This is a genomic window from Carnobacterium maltaromaticum DSM 20342 (assembly GCF_000744945.1).
Classification (GTDB): Bacteria; Bacillota; Bacilli; order Lactobacillales; family Carnobacteriaceae; genus Carnobacterium; species Carnobacterium maltaromaticum.
In genome coordinates, this window is the sequence record NZ_JQMX01000001.1 from 1,462,640 (window position 1) to 1,482,872 (window position 20,233).

At 33.5% G+C, this 20,233-nt stretch carries 21 protein-coding genes and 1 riboswitch; of the genes, 4 read left to right on the top strand and 17 right to left on the bottom strand.

From position 1 onward, the window contains the following. Window positions 1-4 precede the first annotated feature (4 nt). From BR77_RS07080 to BR77_RS07120, 9 genes are all read right to left on the bottom strand, one after another. Entirely contained in the window at window positions 5-589 is a 585-nt protein-coding gene (locus BR77_RS07080; protein WP_015075729.1) for a xanthine phosphoribosyltransferase, read from the bottom strand. A gap of 168 nt (window positions 590-757) precedes the next feature. Then, window positions 758-858: riboswitch (purine riboswitch) on the bottom strand. Window positions 859-1,283: 425 nt separating this feature from the next. Beyond that, window positions 1,284-2,003, bottom strand: a complete 720-nt coding sequence (locus tag BR77_RS07085) for a GntR family transcriptional regulator (RefSeq protein ID WP_015075728.1) — start codon at window positions 2,001-2,003, stop codon at window positions 1,284-1,286. A 139-nt stretch (window positions 2,004-2,142) separates the two neighbouring features. Next, window positions 2,143-2,784, bottom strand: coding sequence for a DNA alkylation repair protein (locus tag BR77_RS07090; RefSeq protein WP_015075727.1), 642 nt, complete (start codon window positions 2,782-2,784; stop codon window positions 2,143-2,145). A 28-nt stretch (window positions 2,785-2,812) separates the two neighbouring features. Next, window positions 2,813-4,843, bottom strand: coding sequence for a penicillin-binding protein PBP4(5) (gene pbp4 / locus BR77_RS07095; protein ID WP_016356347.1), 2,031 nt, complete (start codon window positions 4,841-4,843; stop codon window positions 2,813-2,815). A 36-nt stretch (window positions 4,844-4,879) separates the two neighbouring features. Beyond that, complete coding sequence (locus BR77_RS07100; RefSeq protein WP_035064417.1) at window positions 4,880-5,566, bottom strand: beta/alpha barrel domain-containing protein; 687 nt, start codon at window positions 5,564-5,566, stop codon at window positions 4,880-4,882. A gap of 189 nt (window positions 5,567-5,755) precedes the next feature. Beyond that, on the bottom strand, window positions 5,756-6,388 hold the full coding sequence (locus BR77_RS07105) for a glycoside hydrolase family 73 protein (RefSeq protein ID WP_016356346.1): 633 nt from the start codon (window positions 6,386-6,388) through the stop codon (window positions 5,756-5,758). Window positions 6,389-6,848: 460 nt separating this feature from the next. Further along, window positions 6,849-7,622 carry a M15 family metallopeptidase gene (locus tag BR77_RS07110; protein WP_010054401.1) on the bottom strand — a complete coding sequence of 258 codons (774 nt, stop codon included), beginning with the start codon at window positions 7,620-7,622 and terminating at the stop codon, window positions 6,849-6,851. A gap of 250 nt (window positions 7,623-7,872) precedes the next feature. After that, window positions 7,873-8,412 (bottom strand): hypothetical protein, encoded by a 540-nt coding sequence (locus tag BR77_RS07115; RefSeq protein WP_010054397.1) that lies wholly within the window; start codon window positions 8,410-8,412, stop codon window positions 7,873-7,875. A 146-nt stretch (window positions 8,413-8,558) separates the two neighbouring features. Further along, a complete protein-coding gene (locus BR77_RS07120; RefSeq protein ID WP_035064421.1) occupies window positions 8,559-9,608 on the bottom strand; it encodes an AI-2E family transporter in 1,050 nt (349 codons plus the stop codon). A 207-nt stretch (window positions 9,609-9,815) separates the two neighbouring features. On the opposite strand from BR77_RS07120, the gene BR77_RS07125 reads away from it, so the two are divergent. Next, the gene (locus BR77_RS07125) at window positions 9,816-10,784 is read left to right on the top strand and encodes a Gfo/Idh/MocA family protein (RefSeq protein WP_015075721.1); all 969 of its coding nucleotides are present in this window, start codon (window positions 9,816-9,818) and stop codon (window positions 10,782-10,784) included. 52 nt (window positions 10,785-10,836) lie between these two features. On the opposite strand, the gene BR77_RS07130 is transcribed toward BR77_RS07125, so the two are convergent. Continuing rightward, on the bottom strand, window positions 10,837-11,280 hold the full coding sequence (locus BR77_RS07130) for a VOC family protein (RefSeq protein WP_010054394.1): 444 nt from the start codon (window positions 11,278-11,280) through the stop codon (window positions 10,837-10,839). A 103-nt stretch (window positions 11,281-11,383) separates the two neighbouring features. Between BR77_RS07130 and BR77_RS07135 the strand changes: the two genes are divergently transcribed. Beyond that, a complete protein-coding gene (locus BR77_RS07135; RefSeq protein ID WP_035066054.1) occupies window positions 11,384-12,328 on the top strand; it encodes a helix-turn-helix transcriptional regulator in 945 nt (314 codons plus the stop codon). 55 nt (window positions 12,329-12,383) lie between these two features. On the opposite strand, the gene BR77_RS07140 is transcribed toward BR77_RS07135, so the two are convergent. The 7 genes from BR77_RS07140 to BR77_RS07170 all read right to left on the bottom strand — a co-directional run bounded on the left by BR77_RS07140 (window position 12,384) and on the right by BR77_RS07170 (window position 18,800). Next, window positions 12,384-13,031 carry a CBS and ACT domain-containing protein gene (locus tag BR77_RS07140; RefSeq protein WP_015075718.1) on the bottom strand — a complete coding sequence of 216 codons (648 nt, stop codon included), beginning with the start codon at window positions 13,029-13,031 and terminating at the stop codon, window positions 12,384-12,386. Between the two features lie 3 nt (window positions 13,032-13,034). Continuing rightward, a complete protein-coding gene (locus BR77_RS07145; protein WP_010054389.1) occupies window positions 13,035-13,739 on the bottom strand; it encodes an ABC transporter ATP-binding protein in 705 nt (234 codons plus the stop codon). Window positions 13,740-13,742: 3 nt separating this feature from the next. Beyond that, a complete protein-coding gene (locus BR77_RS07150) occupies window positions 13,743-14,516 on the bottom strand; it encodes an ABC transporter ATP-binding protein (RefSeq protein WP_010054386.1) in 774 nt (257 codons plus the stop codon). Beyond that, window positions 14,517-15,488: a branched-chain amino acid ABC transporter permease gene (locus BR77_RS07155; RefSeq protein WP_010054385.1), complete on the bottom strand. Its 972-nt coding sequence runs from the start codon at window positions 15,486-15,488 to the stop codon at window positions 14,517-14,519. Between the two features lie 9 nt (window positions 15,489-15,497). Next, a complete protein-coding gene (locus tag BR77_RS07160) occupies window positions 15,498-16,376 on the bottom strand; it encodes a branched-chain amino acid ABC transporter permease (RefSeq protein WP_010054383.1) in 879 nt (292 codons plus the stop codon). Window positions 16,377-16,460: 84 nt separating this feature from the next. Continuing rightward, window positions 16,461-17,606, bottom strand: coding sequence for an ABC transporter substrate-binding protein (locus BR77_RS07165; protein ID WP_035064425.1), 1,146 nt, complete (start codon window positions 17,604-17,606; stop codon window positions 16,461-16,463). 189 nt (window positions 17,607-17,795) lie between these two features. Continuing rightward, complete coding sequence (locus BR77_RS07170; protein ID WP_229252294.1) at window positions 17,796-18,800, bottom strand: aromatic acid exporter family protein; 1,005 nt, start codon at window positions 18,798-18,800, stop codon at window positions 17,796-17,798. 149 nt (window positions 18,801-18,949) lie between these two features. On the opposite strand from BR77_RS07170, the gene BR77_RS07175 reads away from it, so the two are divergent. Together BR77_RS07175 and BR77_RS07180 are read left to right on the top strand one after the other, a co-directional pair. Then, window positions 18,950-19,624, top strand: coding sequence for a YkyA family protein (locus BR77_RS07175; RefSeq protein WP_233638695.1), 675 nt, complete (start codon window positions 18,950-18,952; stop codon window positions 19,622-19,624). Window positions 19,625-19,644: 20 nt separating this feature from the next. Further along, window positions 19,645-20,232 carry an FUSC family protein gene (locus BR77_RS07180; RefSeq protein ID WP_010054373.1) on the top strand — a complete coding sequence of 196 codons (588 nt, stop codon included), beginning with the start codon at window positions 19,645-19,647 and terminating at the stop codon, window positions 20,230-20,232. Window position 20,233 lies beyond the last annotated feature (1 nt).

A 20,233-nucleotide genomic window follows, 5' to 3' on the forward strand; every position in this document is an offset into this window, starting at 1 on the left:
AGGCTTATTTATCCTCCTGAGGAACAAACTTCACAATACCGTCTTCAAAAGCAGCTATTCTAGCTAATGAAGCAATTTCAATTCCGCTCTCTTCAACAATTTGGCGGCCTTTTTGAAATGATTTCTCGATAACAATCCCCATACCGCTTACTTTTGCCCCTGCTTTTTCACAAATTTCCAATAACCCGATGGCTGCTTGACCATTTGCTAAAAAATCATCAATTAGTAACACATTATCAGAAGAATCTAAAAAACTTTTAGAAACAGCAATTTCATTGGTTACATTTTTAGTAAAGGAATAGACACTTGCACTATACATATTATCAACTAAAGTTAAGCTTTTATGTTTTCTGGCAAAAATAACTGGAACACCCATAGCTAACCCTGCGAACACTGCTGGCGCAATCCCTGACGATTCAATCGTGATAATCTTATTAATGCCACGTCCTTTAAAAAGCTCTGCAAATTCATTTCCAATTGCTTGCATTAAAACTGGATCAATTTGATGATTTAAAAAATTATCCACCTTTAAAACATTATCCCCTAGTACCACTCCATCTTTCAAAATGCGCTCTTCCAATAGTTTCATTGCTTTTCAAAAACTCCTTCGATTTATATTTTCGTTATTTAATTAATCCTTGAATAAAGAGGAATTTGGTTCATTCTGTTCCTTTTATATTATGAAACAAAAAAACTGCAACTCTTTTCCTTCGCTAAATGAAACAGCAAAGAAAAAGGGCTACAGTCTCAAACGTGTATCCTTGTATTCTTCACTTATAGTCCAGCCATTTACGGTGCTGGGTAGATACTCGTCGACCTTATCTCGACTATTATATGAGTGAATTAATTTAGATTAATATACCGTCAAAAGCAGCTCTTGTCAATCATTATTAAAAATAGTTCATAAAATGCAGATTGGTATAAAGTCGATATATGAGCTATTTCTTCTAATTAGACAAATAACCAACTTTTTAGGATCACAGTCCATCTTTGATGGATGTGTATCATGGTTCTAAGTTGCTAAAGCAACAAGAACCATGATAAAAACACCACAGTTGGAGAGACTGTGGTGAAAGGAGTTGGTTGATTAAAGTTTCTTTTAAAAAAAGCCTTTAATCTTCTTATTTCTTTACTTTGGAGGAGTAAAAGAAAAATAAAAAAAGTTTATTGTTTTGGACATTAGTTGGAAGCTAATGTCTTTCTTACTACTTCTACAGTATACCTAGCAAATATGAAGAAAGTATGATGATTTTTTTATAATTCATAGACTATTTATCTAGACCTTAAACGCTATTAATCGTTACAACTAAAATATCCCCTTGATCATATCGATGCCTTGTCTGTGAATATTCAAAAGGAACGCCATCGGTTAAATAAACAACTTGATCGATTTCTAAAACCGGATCATCTTGAGCACATTTCAAGTATTTCTGATCCAATTCATTCGGTTTATCTGCTCGAATATGTTGGTTTGCTCCACCAAATTTCAACCCTAATTCACCTTTTATATAATGATAAATTGAATTCAATAAAATCTCTTTCGTTATATTTGGAATCACCTCGACAGGCATAATTGTATGTTCAATTAAAAAAGGCTCACCAGAAAGTAAACGTAAACGATCAATAGCGTACACTGGTTGTGTTTTAGTCAGCATTAATTTTTCAGCTTCTATATCAGTTGGAAAGCGAACATCAAAATGTAGAATTTGGCTTGTAATTGTACTTCGATCCGCTAGTTGATGTGTCACACCAACATATTCGTCCATTTTACTATCTAATTTTGACATCTCCAAAGCATTCTTTCGAACATAGGTCCCTGAACCTTGACGGCTGTATACTAGTCCCTCAACAACTAAAAGTTCAATTGCTTTTTTTATAGTTATCCGGCTTGTCTCAAATTCAGCTGCTAGTTTTCCTTGATCAGGTAAAGCATGATCCACTGCATAACGCCCTGCCAAAATTCTCTTTCTAATTTCGTCTGCTATTTGACTGTATTTTGCCATTTTCCCCACTCCAATTTCCACTTTTTCAAGGCTTTGACATCTATGTAAATCTCTTTCTATTATATCTGTATCTAAATAAAAACAAAAGGATAAGTTGAAAAACCTTTTTAAAACAATGGTTTTCCAACTTATCTATGCTTTATATATATTTGGAGCCTTCACGGACTGCTAAAGTGCTTAAGCCTGGATTTTCAGTAATAAATTTTGTGACCCATTCAGGATTTGTTTTACTATAATCCCGTAAAGCCCAGCCAATTGCCTTTTGAATAAAAAATTCATCAGTTGCTAAATCTTGTAAAATACTTTGTTTTAAATAGGCTTGATCGGTTTGCTCTTTAAAACCTAATTGTAAATTTAATGCTACTCGGCGATCCCAAAAGCTTTCACTCCTAGTAAAATAGGTAAAGATTTCATGAAAATAAGCTGGATTTAACAGGCACCATTTAGAAAATGAACTTCTTAGAACATCAACCGTATCCCACCAAGCTTTTTGATTAATCAAAGGAAAGAGCGATTTTAATTCAGGATAAGACATGCGCTTATAATTTTTTAATAAGAGGTCAGCCGCGATATATTGATATTCTCGTGCTTCTTCTTGATAGTAACTTTCAATTTCTTTTAAGACTCTTTCCATCGGCCATTTTTGGCTTTCTTTAAGCAACTCTTTCTCTAATAAACGGCGTTCTGGTGCTTTAATCCCCTTAAATATAAATCTATTTTTCATATATGCTTCCATCGCTTGGCGGTTATCTTTATTTTCTGGTAAGACAAGAGGCATCATTATTTCTACCTTTCTAAATTAAAGTCTTTTATTGACCCGCATAAATACTTTCTAAAACTGGCTTCATTTTTTCAATGACAACATGACTACTTTTACCTTCAATCATGGCCACCATCAAATAGCTAGCATTATCTGCATCAATTGCTAGTAAGAAGCCATTTTCATCGCCTTTAGTATCTTGTTCTTGTTTTAATTCTGCTGTACCCGTTTTAGCAGCAATTTTGTGTCCTTGAATTGCTAAAGTTCGTGCTGTCCCATTTGGATCATCAACTACTTGAATCAGAGCGTTTTTGACAATAGCTGCAGACTCAGGTGTGATGGCTTGTTTACTTTTTGCTGTTTTTTGATCAGCTGTTAGTTTCGGATACATAATCATTCCGTCATCGGCAAATGGTGAATAAGAAACAGCCTGTTGAATTGGATTTAATAATAATTGTCCCTGACCATATGCTGTATCCGCTAATAAAATATCCGTATTCAGACCTTTTTTATTGGCAATTTGAGCTGGGTCCATAGCTAGTGGTAAATCAAATTTTTCTCCAAAGATGAACTTATTTAAGCCAGCTTCAAAGGTCTTTTTACCCATTTCTAGCCCTTCTTGCGCAAAATAGATATTGTCTGAATAAATCAGTGCTTGGTCCATATTTACTGGTGATACATCTGAGACTCGAGTGACAAAATAATTGCCCCAAGAACTATTTTTTTGCCATTTCAAACCAGAAATCTCTCGTTCTTTATTTTCTTTCGTCACACCTGCATCTAAGCCGATTCCAGCCGTAATCGCCTTAAAGGTTGATCCTGGCGCATAACCACTTGCATAACGGACTAAGAATGGTAAATTAGGATCATTGGCATATGCATCGTACTCTTTGCTGGAAATTCCTGTAGCCATTAAATTGGCATCATAGGATGGCGTACTAACTAAAGCTAACAAGCTGCCATCTTGAGGGTTCATAATAACAGCAGAAGATTTTTCACCATTTAATTGATCAAAGGCTTGTTGTTGTAATTTACTATCAATGGTTAAAGAAATTGTTTCTCCATCTGTTTTTTCAGATTCTTGAAGAACTTTTTTCAAGTTGCCATCTTGATCGTTCATCACAATTCGCCCACCATTTTTCCCACGTAAACGTTTCTCAAAAGTTGCTTCTAAACCAGCCTTTCCAATTGTATCCCCTACATTTAAGTTCGGATCTTTCTCAATATCTTCTGCTGAAACTTCGCCAACATATCCAATTAAGTGCGCAGCCGCTTGATTTAACGGGTAAGAGCGCATATCTTTAGAAGCATATTGGATTCCCGTCATAACCGGAGTTTCACCATTTGGTAAAACTTTGATAGGCACAAATATATTGGGTTTGACCCATTCCGCTGTTAAACTATTTTCTAAGCTTTCAACTGAAACATCAAATTGTTCACTAATTGCCTTTAAATTTGCGGCCTTATCTGCTCCTGAACCCAATTCACCTGGAATCATTCCAACTTCAGGGTATTGGGCTAAATAAGCTAATGGGTTTCCATTACGATCGACTATTGAACCTCTTTTTCCAAATGTTGAAGTGATATTTATTTTATCAGTTGCTTCCATTTCGGGAAAGATTAACTGAGCAGTCCATTCAACTAAAAAGTTTTCACCATTAGGAACTAAGATTGCTTCATATTTTTCCTCATCAAATTTACCTAAATTCGTCTGCATATTTAGAGTATACGTTAATTTAAATTCAGGTTTATTTTCAATTGGAGTGACTGACAAATCACTAATTTTCAATTTGCTCGCATTAATGCCATCAAATATAACTGTATATTTATCAACCAATGATTCTTTTGTATAATCAACTTTTTTTAATGATTCAGAAGTAACTAATTGACTAAGTTTTTTAAAGTCTTGTTTTTCAAGTGCTTTTGTAAAATTCTTACCTGTCTCCAACGCTGCTCGATCACTTTTTTGACTATTATTCCACTTATAATAAAACGTACCGCCAACCATCGCAATGACTAATAAAATAGATGCAACAATCATTAGCACTGTTTTATTTTTTTCCTTTTTTACTTGTCTCAAGTCCTCGTCCTCCTAATAAAACTAATTGCTTAAAGATTAACTATATTTTGCTTCTTCTTGATCACGATATTTTTCCATTTTCCGACTAAATAAAACACCATTGGTTGGAGATGTATACGTAATTGTATTTGCACCTGCTTCAATTGTTTCGCTAATGGATTCAGGTGTAGGGCCACCGGTTGCCATAATTGCTACATCAGGAAAATCCTGTCTAATTTTGCGGACAATCCGAGCGGTGTCGGCTCCACCGCTAACATTTAAAATAGACACACCTGCATCCAACTTTTCTTTAATATTCGTATATTCAGAAACAATTGTTCCTACAATTGGAATATCAATGTTATCACTAATTTCTTTAATTGTACTGATAGGCGTTGGTGCGTTGACAACGACGCCGAGTGACCCTTGAGCTTCCGCAAATAAACTAATATTGGCAGAACGTGTCCCATGAGTTAAGCCACCACCTACACCTGAAAAAACAGGGATATTGGCAACCATTGTAATACTTTGAATAATAGCCGGGTGAGGAGTAAATGGATACACTGCAATCACAGCATCCGCATCTGTATTCGCAATAATAGAAATATCTGTTGTAAAAATAATAGACTTAATCAATTTTCCAAAAACACGCATGCCACTAGCTGCTTCAATCTCTTTTGGAACTTCAATAATATCTTTTCTTAAATCCGTTGTTATAATAGGAATATTCTTTTTCTCAGACATAAGTTTATTTACCACCTTTAATATAAATATAAAATTTAAATTTAATTTTTCTGTATATAGCTATTTTACTCAATTTACGATCTTAATACCATCATTACTTTAAAGATTTACTATAAACAAAAAAATTAGCTGATAGAACGAAAGTCCAAGCTAATTTTTCACTCAATATAAATACATGTATTCATGAAATTATTTATCAAACTGATCTAATTTATATTGCTGAATCAATTCAATCAATTTTTCAGGATAAGTTGGATCTGTGGCATAACCACTAGCTTGCAATGCAAATGCAGCATCTCTGTAATTATCAGCAGCTAAAACAGCCGCATACTGTTGCGGATTCCAAGTTGTTCCTTCAACAAAGAGTTTGGTATGTGCATTCATCGAATCTTGCCAACTTTCATAAATTCGAAAACGCCCATTTATTTCAATCCACTCTTCATCAACAAATTCTTTGGTATTCATCAAAACAGTATTTGCCTCTTCACTCCCCTTAATTCCATAAAAGTTATTATACTTTTCAGATAGTTCGCTATTTCCCCAATTAGATTCCAGAATAGCCTGAGCAATACTAATACTTGGCAACACACCATATTCAGATTGAAGAACTTTTGCATAAGCTGAAATTTTATCAATAAAAGCTTGCTCTTGATCAATCTCAACAGCAACTTGAGCTTGTTGCGCATTCTCACGACTTGAAAGGAAAGAAAGTGTCCCAAAAAATACTAAGCAACTAATAAAAATACTAGCGACTAGATAGCTGGGAATGATTTTAATTGATTTTAACTTTTTTAAATTTTTATTCCCTTTTTTCAGTACCACTTATCTCACTCCTTTATAAAAAGTTTGTTGAGCCGTTTAACTCTGGCAAGAAAATAGGAAAAATTGATATGGCGCTTTTTGCCATCTCGAATTTTTATCTTTTTCTCGAAGAGTTGGCTCATAAGAACTAGCCTAATTAGTATGTTGAACTCGCAGCTTTAACTACGTCAGAAAAATAGGAAATTCCAAGAAAAGTGTCTCTTTACTTTTTTGGGAATTTATCTTTTTTCTCGAGTAGTTTGCGAGTGAAACTAGCCTAGTAAAAAGTTTGTTGAGTCGTTTAGGCCTGGCAGAAAAATAGAGAAATTTGATATGGCGCTTTTTTGCCATCTCGAAATTTCATCTTTTTTCCAAAGGACTGACTCAAAAGAACTAGTCTAAAGAAAAGTTTGTTGAATCGTTTAGATCTACCAAAATACCATAAGAACTAACATGGAAAAAGCTCCTTGAGTTTAATAAACTATTTACCAGCTGCTTTTAATCTTTCAATATACTCTTCTAAACTTAAATGATTATCAACAATATATTTAGCATTCTCTTTTCCTACATATCTAAAATGCCATGACTCGTAACTGATTTTTGTAAAGCTTTCTTTATCCTTTGGGAAACGAAGAATAAAACCATAATCTTGCATTGTTTTGACTAACCATTTTTGTGAGTCTGTTTGATCATACTCTGGGATTAAACCTTTACCTGTTGCAAGCCACTGGTCATCTACAATATCAATCGCCAAAGCCGAGTGGTGTTCACTTGCTCCTGGAAATGCTACATATTCTTTGGTTTCTTTTAAGGCTTCCTCTTGGCTCATGCCTTTTGCTACGTTATCTTGAATCGATTGATCGTATACCGTTTGCTGTAAATCAATTGAACGATACGCTGAAATTAATTCCATATTAAAACCTGCATTTCTAGCAGCTTCCATCCAAGCCTGATAATCGGCTTCCATCCTTTGATCAATCTGTAAACCATTATCTACAACTGCTAAAGGAATCTCCCTTGTCGGATCCATTGGAAAATCAGAATTCACTAATAATAAGTTCCAATCGGCTGTTGAGACGTTTGGTAATGGTGCTATTGCAACTTTTTCCTCAGTTGCTTTGTCTTTTTCAGTAGTACTCGTTTTTGTAGTTTTATTTGTATTGTCAGTCGAATCTTTTGCTGTATTCTCACCTATAAACTGACATCCGCTAAGCAAAGTTAGAGAAAATAAAGAGATGATTATTTTTTTATTCATATAAGTTGACTCCAATTCTTTTTTATCGGTTCGCTTTTTAAGCAATAACTATCACGCTAGGAGTATGCTTAAATTTGTTTATTTTAATTTCTCCTTATAAAAGTACCTTCCCTATCATACCATTTATTTTTTAATTTTTTAATAAGGAGTTCGTCTTTTTTATCTGTATGTATGGAAAGTTACATAAAAAGACGGAAAAACTCTTCTTACTCAAAAAAAGAACCATCCCAAAATGGATAGTTCTTTTCCTTTATTTAGTCATTGGCGGAAATTTTTCACCTATATTTTCATTAAACCATTCCAACAAGTCTTGTTTTTCTCGCTCAATTTGTTGTTGAATAATACCTGGTAAACGTAACTCAATGCTATCTTTATAACTCCAAAATTCATAATTAACCGAGACCCGTAATGTTGTTACTGCTGGTTTACGGTAGCTATTTTCTGTTTCTTCTTTTGAATCATTTCGTTTAAAATCTAAATCTGCTATACCACTATTCACCCATTTTTTTGCTACATAAAATTTCATGTGTTGAAATTCTGAGACTGGATTTTCAGCGACTTCCGGTAAAATAAGTGCATTTCGGCAAACTTTTTGTACAAGCATCCATTCATAATCAGTAAATAATAACGCTATTTTCTGCATGTTTTCAGCTTTTAATCCTTGTTCACCTTTTTTCCAACGATCCCAACTTTGTGGAGTAATCCCCAGTTGGTCTTTATAAAATGCTTTCTCACTAATAAATTGTTCTTTAATTGCCATTAAAACGATTTTTACCAAGGCTTGATTCATACAAATTCCTCCTCGTTCACAATCTAATTTCAAGTGCTTTATACTTTTATTTTACACTTAATACGTGAACTTTCAACTAATATCCCTTAGTATCTCTAACTAAAAAAAGTACCTACTGATTAAAAGCTAGGTACTTCGTTTTTAACTCATATTGTTGGGGATGTTTTTTCCTCTTTTTTTGTTCCAATTTTTTTTCGAATCGCTTTAACATCTAGTAGGTCTAGCAGAAAAACAAAAATTGGAATTCCCACAATTAGTCCCCAAACTCCGAAAAAGCGTTCTGAAAACAACAAAATTACAAATGTGAAAAAAACAGGTAACTCTGTTTTACTCGACATTAATTTTGGATTCAGTACATAAGATTCTAATGCATGGACAATCGCTATCATCCCTAAAATATAAACAACATCTGTAAATCCACCAATGCTATACCCGATTAAAGCTAATGGAATACACGATATAATTACACCCGCAACTGGAATTAAGCTTAAAATAAAAATCATAATTGATAAACTTACTAACTGAGGTAAACCTAGGAAATAAAGTCCAATTGTTGTAATCACGGTATTTGCTAAAGCAATTAAAAATTGTGCTTCTAGAACAACACCAAATGTTTCGACAAATTTCCCACCTAAATAGGCAACATCTTGCGAAAACCAACCAATCTTGCTGGTGAAAAATAAACGGCTAAATTCTCTGACACGTTTTTCTTCTATTGAAAAAAAGAAACTTAAAATAAAAGAAAGTAAAAAAGTCGCTCCCATTGATCCGATGCTAGTTAAGTAAGTTAACGCTAAACTTAAACCATTTTTCAGTTGATCTTTAATCTCTGTAGCATCTATATTTTGACCAATCCATTCAACAATCATACTACTCCGTGCTGGTGATTGATAAAAACGATAAACGGATTCAATCATCTGCCCGGTTTGATAAATTAATTTCGGAACATAATGGGTCAATGTAAAATAAAACAAAGAGACAATCACAGCGTATGTCACGATTACAATTAACGTTTGGGGGATTTTCACCCATCGTTGGACCGATTTTACTAGTCTTAAAATTAAAAATGTAAATATAAATGTTAATAAAATCATACTTATTGCTTCACGAATAAAATAAAGCGCTAAACATATAACTAAAAAGACACTAAAACGTCTTAATGAGTCGTTTCGTTTAAAATTCTCCCACATAACCATTTTCTATCTCATCCCTCTCTCCTCACTCATTTCCATTTTACCCTAACTACACTCTAATTAGAACACCTATAAATTCCAATTTCTCTTTCTTTTTAAATAATGCTCTAAAACAACTGCTATTCCTATCGATTTCGACATATTTTTGCTACAATTAGACTATTAACAGCATTTATTTTTGCAAGTAAATCTCGAATTAGGAGGAATTTTATGAAAACTATTAATTGGGCCATTATTGGCTTAGGAGCAATTGCAGACAGTTTTGCTCGCTCTTTTAATGTTAACGGTGGGACTTTATATGCAGCTGGTTCTCGTTCATTGGATAAAGCTCTTACTTTTACTCAAAAACATGCCATCGAAAAAGCTTATGGGGATTACGATCAATTAGTTCAAGATCCTAAAGTTGATGTTGTCTACATTGCAACACCACATAGTCATCATTTTGATTTAATTATTAAATGCCTAGAGCATGGGAAACATGTCTTATGTGAAAAAGCAATTACAATGAATGCGACACAATTGCAAGAAGCGATGGATTTAGCAGAAAATAAAGGCTTAATCTTAGCAGAGGCCATGACTATTTTTCATATGCCGCTATTTCACAAGCTTAAAGCGCTTATTGAAGGAGGAACTCTGGGCAAATTAAAAATGCTCCAAGTTTCTTTTGGAAGCTTAAAAGAAACCGACCCGACAAATCGGTTTTATAACAAAAATTTAGCTGGTGGAGCATTATTAGATATTGGTACGTATGCGTTATCTTTCGCTCGCTTTTTCTTAAACAGTCAACCAAATGAAATCTTAACAACCATGAATTTATTTGAAACTGGAGTGGATGAACAATCAGCTATTATTCTAAAAAACGAGCTAAATGAAATGGCGATTGTTGCGCTAACCTTTAGAGCTAAAATGCCTAAACGCGGAATTATAGCTTGTGAAGATGGCTATATTACTGTTGACGAATACCCTAGAGCTACACGTGCAACAATCACGCGCCCAGACGGAACAACTGAAATCGTTGAGGCCGGAGTTGAAGCCGAAGCTTTAAATTATGAAGCGCAAAATATGACAAATTTAATTTTAGAAGGACAAGGTGAAAATTACCTTACTCTCTCCCACGATGTTCTTAAAATGATGGATTCAGCTAGAAAACAATGGGGATTACATTACGATTTTGAATAGCAAAAAAAACAGCAAAACTTGGATTTCTTAGCAAGTCTTGCTGTTTTTACTATTACTTTTTGGCTTGTTTTTCATTAACCAGTTGGATCGTTATACCAAAAGGATCTTCAACAATTCCATATGCATTACCAAAAATATTAGGTTCCAAAGGAATCACTATCTTAACATTAGGATGAGTATTTAATTTTGCATACATTTTCTTGATTTCTTCCACTTCTCCAGTAATGCAAAGTGAGAAATTAGTCCCGATAATCTCTTTTTTATTGGCACTCATAATTTCATCGGCCACCATTAACATCCCTCCGCCTATTTCTAAAACAGAGTGAGCAATATAGTTCGCTTCTGCTTCAATAAATTCAAAAGTCGGATCCATCTCTTTTAATTCTACATAATTTTTTATAAATAAAACCTTAGCCTCTAAATATTCTTGATAAAATGAAATTGCTTCTTTTGCTCTCCCATTCATTGAAAGAAATGTTGTTAATTGTACTGTCATTTTTATTCATCCCTTCTTTGATAAAATCTAAGCTCTAGTATTCACTTACAAGTTCTATTATACTATCAATAGGTACCAAAACATGACACCGATTGGAGATTCTATGAAAAAAGATATACGGCTGACAAAAGAACTTTATTTTATTAATAACAGAGTAAAGTTTAACTTACGTGATTTAATGGATGAATTTTCAATTTCAAAAAGTACGGCGTTACGAGATATTTCTTCACTAGAAGAAATAGGTGTTCCACTGTATGCTGAGTATGGAAAAAATGGAGGATATCAAGTGATTAACCAACACTTCCTCCCTCCTGTTTATTTTTCAGATGACGAAGTTTTCTCTATTTTTTTTGCTATGCAAATGCTAGCTTTCTTTATTACAACGCCTTTTCAATCTGAATATGATTTTATCACTAAAAAGTTAATTGAAAGCTTGCCTGATAATCAAAAAAATGCACTGAACATCATGAAAAAAAGGCTCTCATTTAATGGTTCACCTCAACATTATCCAACCTTTTTTCTAAAAGAATTACTTCTTTACTCAATGAACCAAAATGTTGTTCAAATTAGCTATCAAAAAAAAGACTTAACGCTAACTAAGCGTTGGATTCAACCTTTAGGACTTGAAGCGATGGATGGAAAATGGTATTGTAACGCTTTTGATTTTGAAAAAAATGACTATCGAATTTTTCGTTGTGACTTAATTCTAGAACTTACAGAATCTAAACGATATGTAGCAAAAGATTTTGCGGATTTTGATATTCGCCAAAATCATTTAAAAAAGAATAAAAGCCAAGCTGCTACTGAATTCACAGTACAACTGACTACTTTTGGAGTAGAGCGTTTTAATCAACGACACTATCCTAATATGAGTTTAGTTGAGGAAAAAGGTGATTTTTATATACAAGGTTGGTTCGAACCCCATGAGTTAAACTTTATGGTAGACTATTTGATTACTTTTGGAGATTCAGCTAAAATTATTGCTCCTCAAAGCCTTATTGCTCTCTATAAAGATAAACTTAAAATAATGTTATCTCATTATCAATAAACAAAGCTAGACTTTTCTTTAACCCTAAAAGGTTTAGAAAAGACTAGCTTTTTAGTTATCCTTCTTTTAAACTACATGAACTAACTGTATATCCATTATCCATTAATTTTTGTTTTATTTTAGCAACTTCAACACTTGCAACTTGAATCACAACCTGAGTTAGACCAGATTGACGATAAACAGCAATTTGATCGATATTCATTTGCTCTTCTGTAAACAGATGTGTTAGTTTTTCTAAAATCCCTGTATGATCATCCTTAATGTCAACAACAACCCGCGTTCCTTGGTTATAGTAACCTAATAAATCTAAAAAGGCAGCAAAAATATCTTTTTCTGTTATAATTCCGACTAATTTATGATCTGTTCCAATAACTGGAAGAACGCTCACTTGATTTTTGCGCATTGTATCTGCAGCTTCTTCTAACAATGCATCAGGGGCAATTGTAATCACATTCTTTAACATGATATCTCCGACGGCTGTCTTAGTTAATAGATAATTCATTTCATGGATACTTAAACTAGTAGCTGTTGAAGGGGAATTTTCTTGAATAATCCCTTCTGTGACTAAGCCTTTAATTTGTCCATCTTTTGTGACTGGTAATCGATGAATTTGATGATCTTTCATCAAATCTAAAGCTTCTAAAATTTTAGTTTCTTCGGAAATTGTGATGACTTCAGCAGTCATATAATTTTTTACATACATGTTTTATCCTCCTAAATAGGCTTTTTGAACTTCATCACTAGCTAATAATTCCTCGCCAGTTCCACTTAGTACAACTTTTCCAGTTTCTAAAACATACCCTCGATTTGAAATAGATAGCGCTACTTTCGCATTTTGTTCAATCAATAAAACCGTTGTTCCTTGCTGATTAATGTCTTTAATAATGCTAAAAATTTCTTTAATAAAGATAGGTGCGAGCCCCATTGAGGGTTCATCAAGCAATAGAAGTTTAGGCCTTGACATCATGGCTCTCCCCATTGCAACCATTTGTTGCTCTCCGCCTGAAAGTGTCGCTGTATCTTGTTTTTTCCGTTCTGCTAAAACTGGAAAACGTTCATAGATGTTTTCTAGGTCTTGCTTAATTCCATCTTTATCTTTACGTAGATAGGCACCTAATTCAAGATTTTCTAAAACTGTCATACCACTAAAAACATGGCGCCCTTCTGGAACTAAAGAGATGCCGGATTCCACAATTTTTTTAGTGGATGCTTTTTGAATCGGCGTATCTTTAAAAAGGATTTCCCCTTCACTAGGACGATATAAACCTGAAATTGCTTTTAATATTGTTGATTTTCCCGCACCATTTGCACCGATTAGCGAAACAATTTCACCTTCATGAACTTCAAAATTTATTTTATTTATGGCTTGAATCACACCATAATGAACAGATAAGTCTTTTACTTTTAACATCTCTTAGTCACCACCTAAATAAGCTTTGATTACGGCTTGATTATTTTTAATTTCTTCTGGTGTTCCATGTGCAATCATCCGACCGTATTCTAATACATAAATTCGTTCGCAAACATTCATTACTAATGACATATCATGTTCAATTAAAAGAATCGTTATTTTGAAATCTTTTTGAATTTGACGAATTAGTGCTGTTAATTCAGCTGTTTCTTGTGGATTCATTCCGGCAGCTGGTTCATCTAAAAATAGAATTTTAGGCTTTGTTGCTAAAGCTCTTACGATTTCCAAACGACGTTGTTCACCATAAGGTAAATTCTTAGCTAAATGGTCTAATTTATTCTCAAGCTGAAAAATAGCTAGTAAGTCAATCGCTTCTTGGCGCATTTTCGCTTCAGAACGATAAAACCCTGGTGTTCTCATTACGCTAGCTAATCCGCCAACTTTATTTTTTGCATGCATGGCAATTAAGACATTTTCTAATACGCTTAATTCTTTAAATAAACGAATATTTTGAAACGTACGAGCTAAACCTAAATCAGTAATTTTGTAAGGTTTTTGTCCATTTAACACATTTTTTTTACCGTTGGTATTTAATTCTACTGTTCCTTCTGTTGGAACATAGACACCCGTTAAAAGATTAAATAAAGTCGTTTTACCTGCTCCATTTGGACCAATTAATCCGATTAATTCATTTTCTCCTAGTTCCAAACTTACCATTGAAACTGCTGCTAAACCACCGAAATTTTTAGTTAATTTTTTTACTTCTAATAAACTCATTTATTTTTCCTCCTTTTTTGTAGGAGTTTTTTTACTAAATTTCGCTATTAAACCACTGATTGTGAATTCTTTTGTTCCTAGCAAGCCTGATGGTTTAAAAACCATAATTGCAATTAAGGCTACAGCATAGATGATCATTCTTACAGCACCGAAATCCTGTAAAAGAACATTGATAATACCTAAAACTACGGCAGCAATAAATGTTCCTGTAATACTACCTAATCCACCAAATACAACAATAATTAAAATATCGACAGATTTCATAAAGCCAAAATCAGACGGAGTAATGACACTAAAATAACTCGCATACAAAGCTCCACCAACACTAGCTGTTGCTGCTCCAATCATAAATGCAATGGTTTTATATTTAGTTGTATTAATCCCCATAGATTCCGCCGCTATCTCATCTTCTCGAATAGCAACAGTTGCTCGTCCAGAACTACTGCGAATATAGTTCACAATGACAATCGTCACTAATACGATAAAAATGAATAAAACTGGCCATGTTGTAAACATCGGTATTCCGCTTAATCCGGCTGCCCCATTCGTTAAATCTCCCATATTCAAGATCGCAATTCGAATAATTTCACTGACTCCTAAAGTTGCAATCGCTAAATAATCGCCCTTTAAACGCAAGGTTGGAATCCCAACAATCAACGCCACAATACTAGCCATAATAATTCCTAAAATAATACCAGCAAAGAAGCCTGTCCAATTTGGCATTTTTAAAGTCATAATTCCACAACAATAGGCACCAATTGACATAAATCCAGCATGCCCCAACGAAAATTGACCTGAAAAACCGATAATTAAATTCAAACCTAAAGCTAAAATAATATTAATTCCAATCGTAATCAACGTAATCTCATAGAAAGCGTCAATAATACCTAAGTAGACGCCTGCTCCAATTATGCCATAAATAGCGGCAATAAAAATGAGCCAGCCAAGATTTGTTTTATTGAATTGTTTCATTTTTATCACCTACACTTTTTCTTTAGTATTTTTGCCTAATAAACCAGATGGCTTAACAATTAAAATCACAATTAAGATTCCATATACAACAGCATCTTTAATCATTGAATTTCCGTAGCCACTGATCAATGTTTCAATAATCCCAATCGTAAATCCACCAAACATGGCACCTGGGATTAGGCCAATGCCACCTAAAACAGCCGCAATAAATGCTTTTAGCCCTGGAGCAGTTCCCATCATTGGTGAAATTGAATTGTAATAAATTCCTACTAAAACTCCTGCCGCACCAGCTAAAGCTGAACCTAAAGCAAAAGTGAATGAAATCGTGTTATCTACATTAATCCCCATTAATTTTGCAGCATCTGCATCAACACTAACAGCACGCATTGCTTTCCCCATTTTGGTTTTTTTCACAATGAATTGTAAAGCTAACATCAACACAATTGTTACGACAAAAATAGTAATTTGTTGCTCATCAATTGTAATACCACCTAATGAATAACTTTTATTTTGTAATGTTTCGGGAAAAGCCTTCACTTCAGGTCCCATAATAAACAGTACAATATATTGTAATAAGAAAGAAACCCCTATTGCTGTAATTAAAGCAGCTACTCGCGTGGCTTTACGCAAAGGTTTGTATGCTACTCGTTCAACGACTACTCCCAAAATAGCACAAAATACCATTGAAAAAAGTAATGCTGGAATAAGTCCTAAATTAAAATTACGAATCACTGTATATCCAACGTACGATCCCACCATATAAACTTCTCCGTGGGCAAAGTTAATTAACTTGATAATCCCATAAACCATTGTGTAACCTAGGGCAATCAATGCATAAATACTGCCTAATGACAGACCATTAATCAATTGCTGAATAAAATTTTCCATAAAAGCACCTCTTTTTAATAAACGAATTTAAATACGAAAAGCTGAAGGGAATTCCTTCAGCTCGATAAAGCTAGTATTTTATTTTTAAGGCTCTACAACCGTATTGCTAACTTCTTTACCATCTTCTAATTTGATAACTAAGGTTGATTTTACTGGGTTGTGTTCTTTATCCATTGTAATTTTACCTGTTACGCCATCAAAGTCTTTAATTTTAGCTAATTCATCTTTTACTTTTTCTGGATCTGCTTCGCCAGCATTTTCAATTGCTTTTGCAATCATATAAACTGAATCATAAGCTAATGCTGAGAAAGCATCTGGTGTCTTGTCATTTTCTTTTTTAAAGGCTGCAACAAAGTCAGTAACTTTAGGGTTCTCACTCTTATCTGAATAATGTGCTGTATAATAAACATCATTTAGATTTTTAGCTTGAGCCAAATCAACTAATTTTTCATTGCCAAAACCATCAGCTCCCAAGATAGGTTGTGTAATACCTAATTCTCTTGCTTGTTTAATGATTAAACCAGCTTCTTCATAATAAGAAGGCATATACAAAACATCGAAGTTTTTGTCTTTAATTTTAGTTAAGACCGCTTTAAAATCTTTATCTCCAGTTGTAAAATTGACTTCATCTACGATGTCACCTTTAAAGCTATCTTTAAAGCTTTTTGTTAACCCTTTTGCGTAATCACTTGAACTATCGCCAATGATAACCGCTTTTTTCGCATTCAAATTCTTGGTTGCAAAGTTCGCCAGTGCCACACCTTGGAATGAATCTTGGAAACAAACACGATAAACATAGTCCCAAACTTTTCCGTTTTCAACAGTTACAGAATCGTCTGTTCCTGATGGTGTCACCATTGGTACTTTTGCTTTTGTTACACTTGGAGTAGCAGCTTTAACTGCTCCAGATGTTGCTGGTCCAACAATTGCCACTACATTCTCTTTTGTTGCTAATTTTGTTGCTACACTAGCTGACTCAGCCTTGTCTGATTTATTATCTAATTTAACTAATTCCAAATCTTTGCCTAAGACACCGCCATTTTTATTGATTTCCTCAACAGCTAACTTAGCTCCTTCATATTCAGCTGTTCCATAAGCCGAAACTGGACCTGATAATTCTAAATTCGCACCAATTTTAATTGTTTTAGAATCTTTTGCTGCTCCTCCACCTGCTCCACATCCTGTGGCCATAATTGCCAAAACTGCCAAACTCGCGACTATTTTCTTCATGTATTTTCCCCCTTGTATTATCCTGCTAAATAATTGCTATTTTATGTATTCATTTGTTCTAAATTTTCTGAACATTCAATGAATATAAATGTAAGTATAGAATATTCTGACAATTTAATCAATAGCTTATTGTCTAAATATTAAAAAAAAATGAGGAAGTGACATTTTAATGACACTTCCTCATACGAACTAGACACTTATTTTCTTTTCTGAAGCAAATTCTTTATAGAAAACTTGTTTGATTTCAATAAAATGCATAAAATCATTTAACATTTTAAATAACATCGCTCGATTTTCAAATTCAGCCCGTGTTTCAGGTAATGGACTATTTCTAAAATGTTCAAAAAGCTTTTGAATATCTGCCATTAACTGATCAGCAGAATTATTTTCATGTAACCCTTCCGCTGTTCGAATCAACATCTCAGCTAATTTTTCATTTTCCATTGTAGGTAAATGACACTGACTTAGATCTTCTTTGATTTGATGCAAGACATAGGTTTGCATTTGCCGCATATCAAAATATTTTATATAGTAATAACTTTGTCCAAAAAATTGATTATTATGTTGATTCTTAGCTAGATTCACAGCTTCATTTAAAAGTTGATTTAGTTTAATTAAAAGCGGATTTTCTTCACTGTGAAAATGGCCATTTCGTAATGTGCCTGAAAAGTCTAATAAAATTAGTTTCATTTGATTTTCACATTCCATTTGTAACTCCTGCAATCTGCCTTCACTAGATGGCATATATAAATTAGCTAAAATCGCAATACTTAAACCAATGAGCATTAAACCAAAAGAATTGGTCCACCAGTCTACTGAGGTGCTTTCTTCGATTAAAAAATGAGTAACTAAAACAGAACTAACAACAATTCCATCGGTTAAACTTAAACGCACAGCTAACGGGATAAATACAACTAAATATAAACCAAATGCGAGTGGATTAAAGCCGACTAAATTAAAGAAAATCGAAGAAATTCCCAAGGCTAGTAAGGTTGATAGAATCCTTTGCCCAGCTAATGTAATTGATTTTTTTTTCGTATTTTGGACACTTAAAATAGTGATAATTCCTGCTGATACAGCATAATTCAACTGAAATTTCTCAGCAATAAAAATCGCAATTGCTGCTCCAACTGCCGTTTTAATGGTCCTTAAACCAATTCTCATATTCTCACCTTTTCTTTTTTCTTCTATCATAGCATGTATTCTAAAAAAACATGCAACTATTTTCTGAAATTTTAATGATTAAGTTCTGGGATTATCACATGTAGTTCTTGCAATTCTTCAATTTTCCTTTATCATAGTTTAAGTAGCACTACACACAATGATTCAATTTATAAGAAGGAGTGTTCTATTTGAATTTTAAGTTACTAAACAAAAAAGTCTATTTCGTTTTATTGCCGCTATTGTTCTTAGTATTAGCTAGTTGTGGTAACACTGAGGAACGCGCTGGAGCTAAAAAAATTGCCGAAGAAAATAATGAGAGAATTGAAAATATCAATACTCATTTAGAAAAATATGAAGCTTTAGAAGAAGATATGATGACAGCTTTAAGTAACGATTTAAAAGATAAAAATGCTGAAAAAATCATTAGAAAGAAAACAGGTGAAGTTGGCGAAAACTTTAAAGCTCGTAAAAAAGAACTTGCAAGTATTCAAAAAAATATGACTAAACTTAAAGAAAATCAAGATACTTTACTTGATTATCAAGCAAAAAAAGCAGTCGATATGCCTGAAACTGAATTAGAAAATGCGATTCAAACTCTTAAACAACTTAGTATCACCTATGATTTATTTTATAGCTATTATGAAAAAACAGTGGATGCCGAATCTGAATTTTATCAAAATTTTTCTTCTGATATGAAGAAAGAGGAATTAGCAGAAGCAATTAGTTTGATTAATATCAGTCATGGTGCCGCTTTTCAACAATTGGAAGTTCTAAGTGCTGATCTCAGCTCAACTGCCTTCGCAATGACAAATTTAGCTGATGCAATTAAGGAAAAAGATAAAAAAACTCAATAAAAATCAGGGTGATGATAATAATGGAACTTGGACAATTTAGACTTGGTATGAGAACAGTAAAAACAGGAATTGCAGTTGCAATTTGTATTCTAATCTTCCATTATAGTGGACGTGGAACTCCGATGATTGCTTCTTTATCTGCCGTTTTCGCCTTAAGAGAAGATGTTGAAACAACTGTTAAGTTTGGAAAATCTAGGATTTTGGGCAACTCAATCGGAGCTTTAATTGCTGCCTTATTTATTTTTATTCAAGGACAACTAGGCTCTTCTTTCCTAATTGAATTAATTGGTATCCCTTTTTGTATTATGTTCATTATTATCATTTGTGATGGTATTAATTACAACTCTGGAATTATTGGAGCGATTGCGACTTTATTAATTATTTATTTTTCAATTCCTAATAATGAAACTTTTATTTATGCATTAGAACGTGTTGGAGATACATTTATTGGCACCTTTATCGCTATTACCATTAACCATTTAATTCGAACTCCTGCTCATGAAGAGGTCAAAGAGATTAAAGCAGATTTGAAAACTTTAGATGAAGAGAAAGCAGAGCTTGAAGAACTTTTAAACGATACAAAACCTAAAAACAGCAAAAAAAAATAAC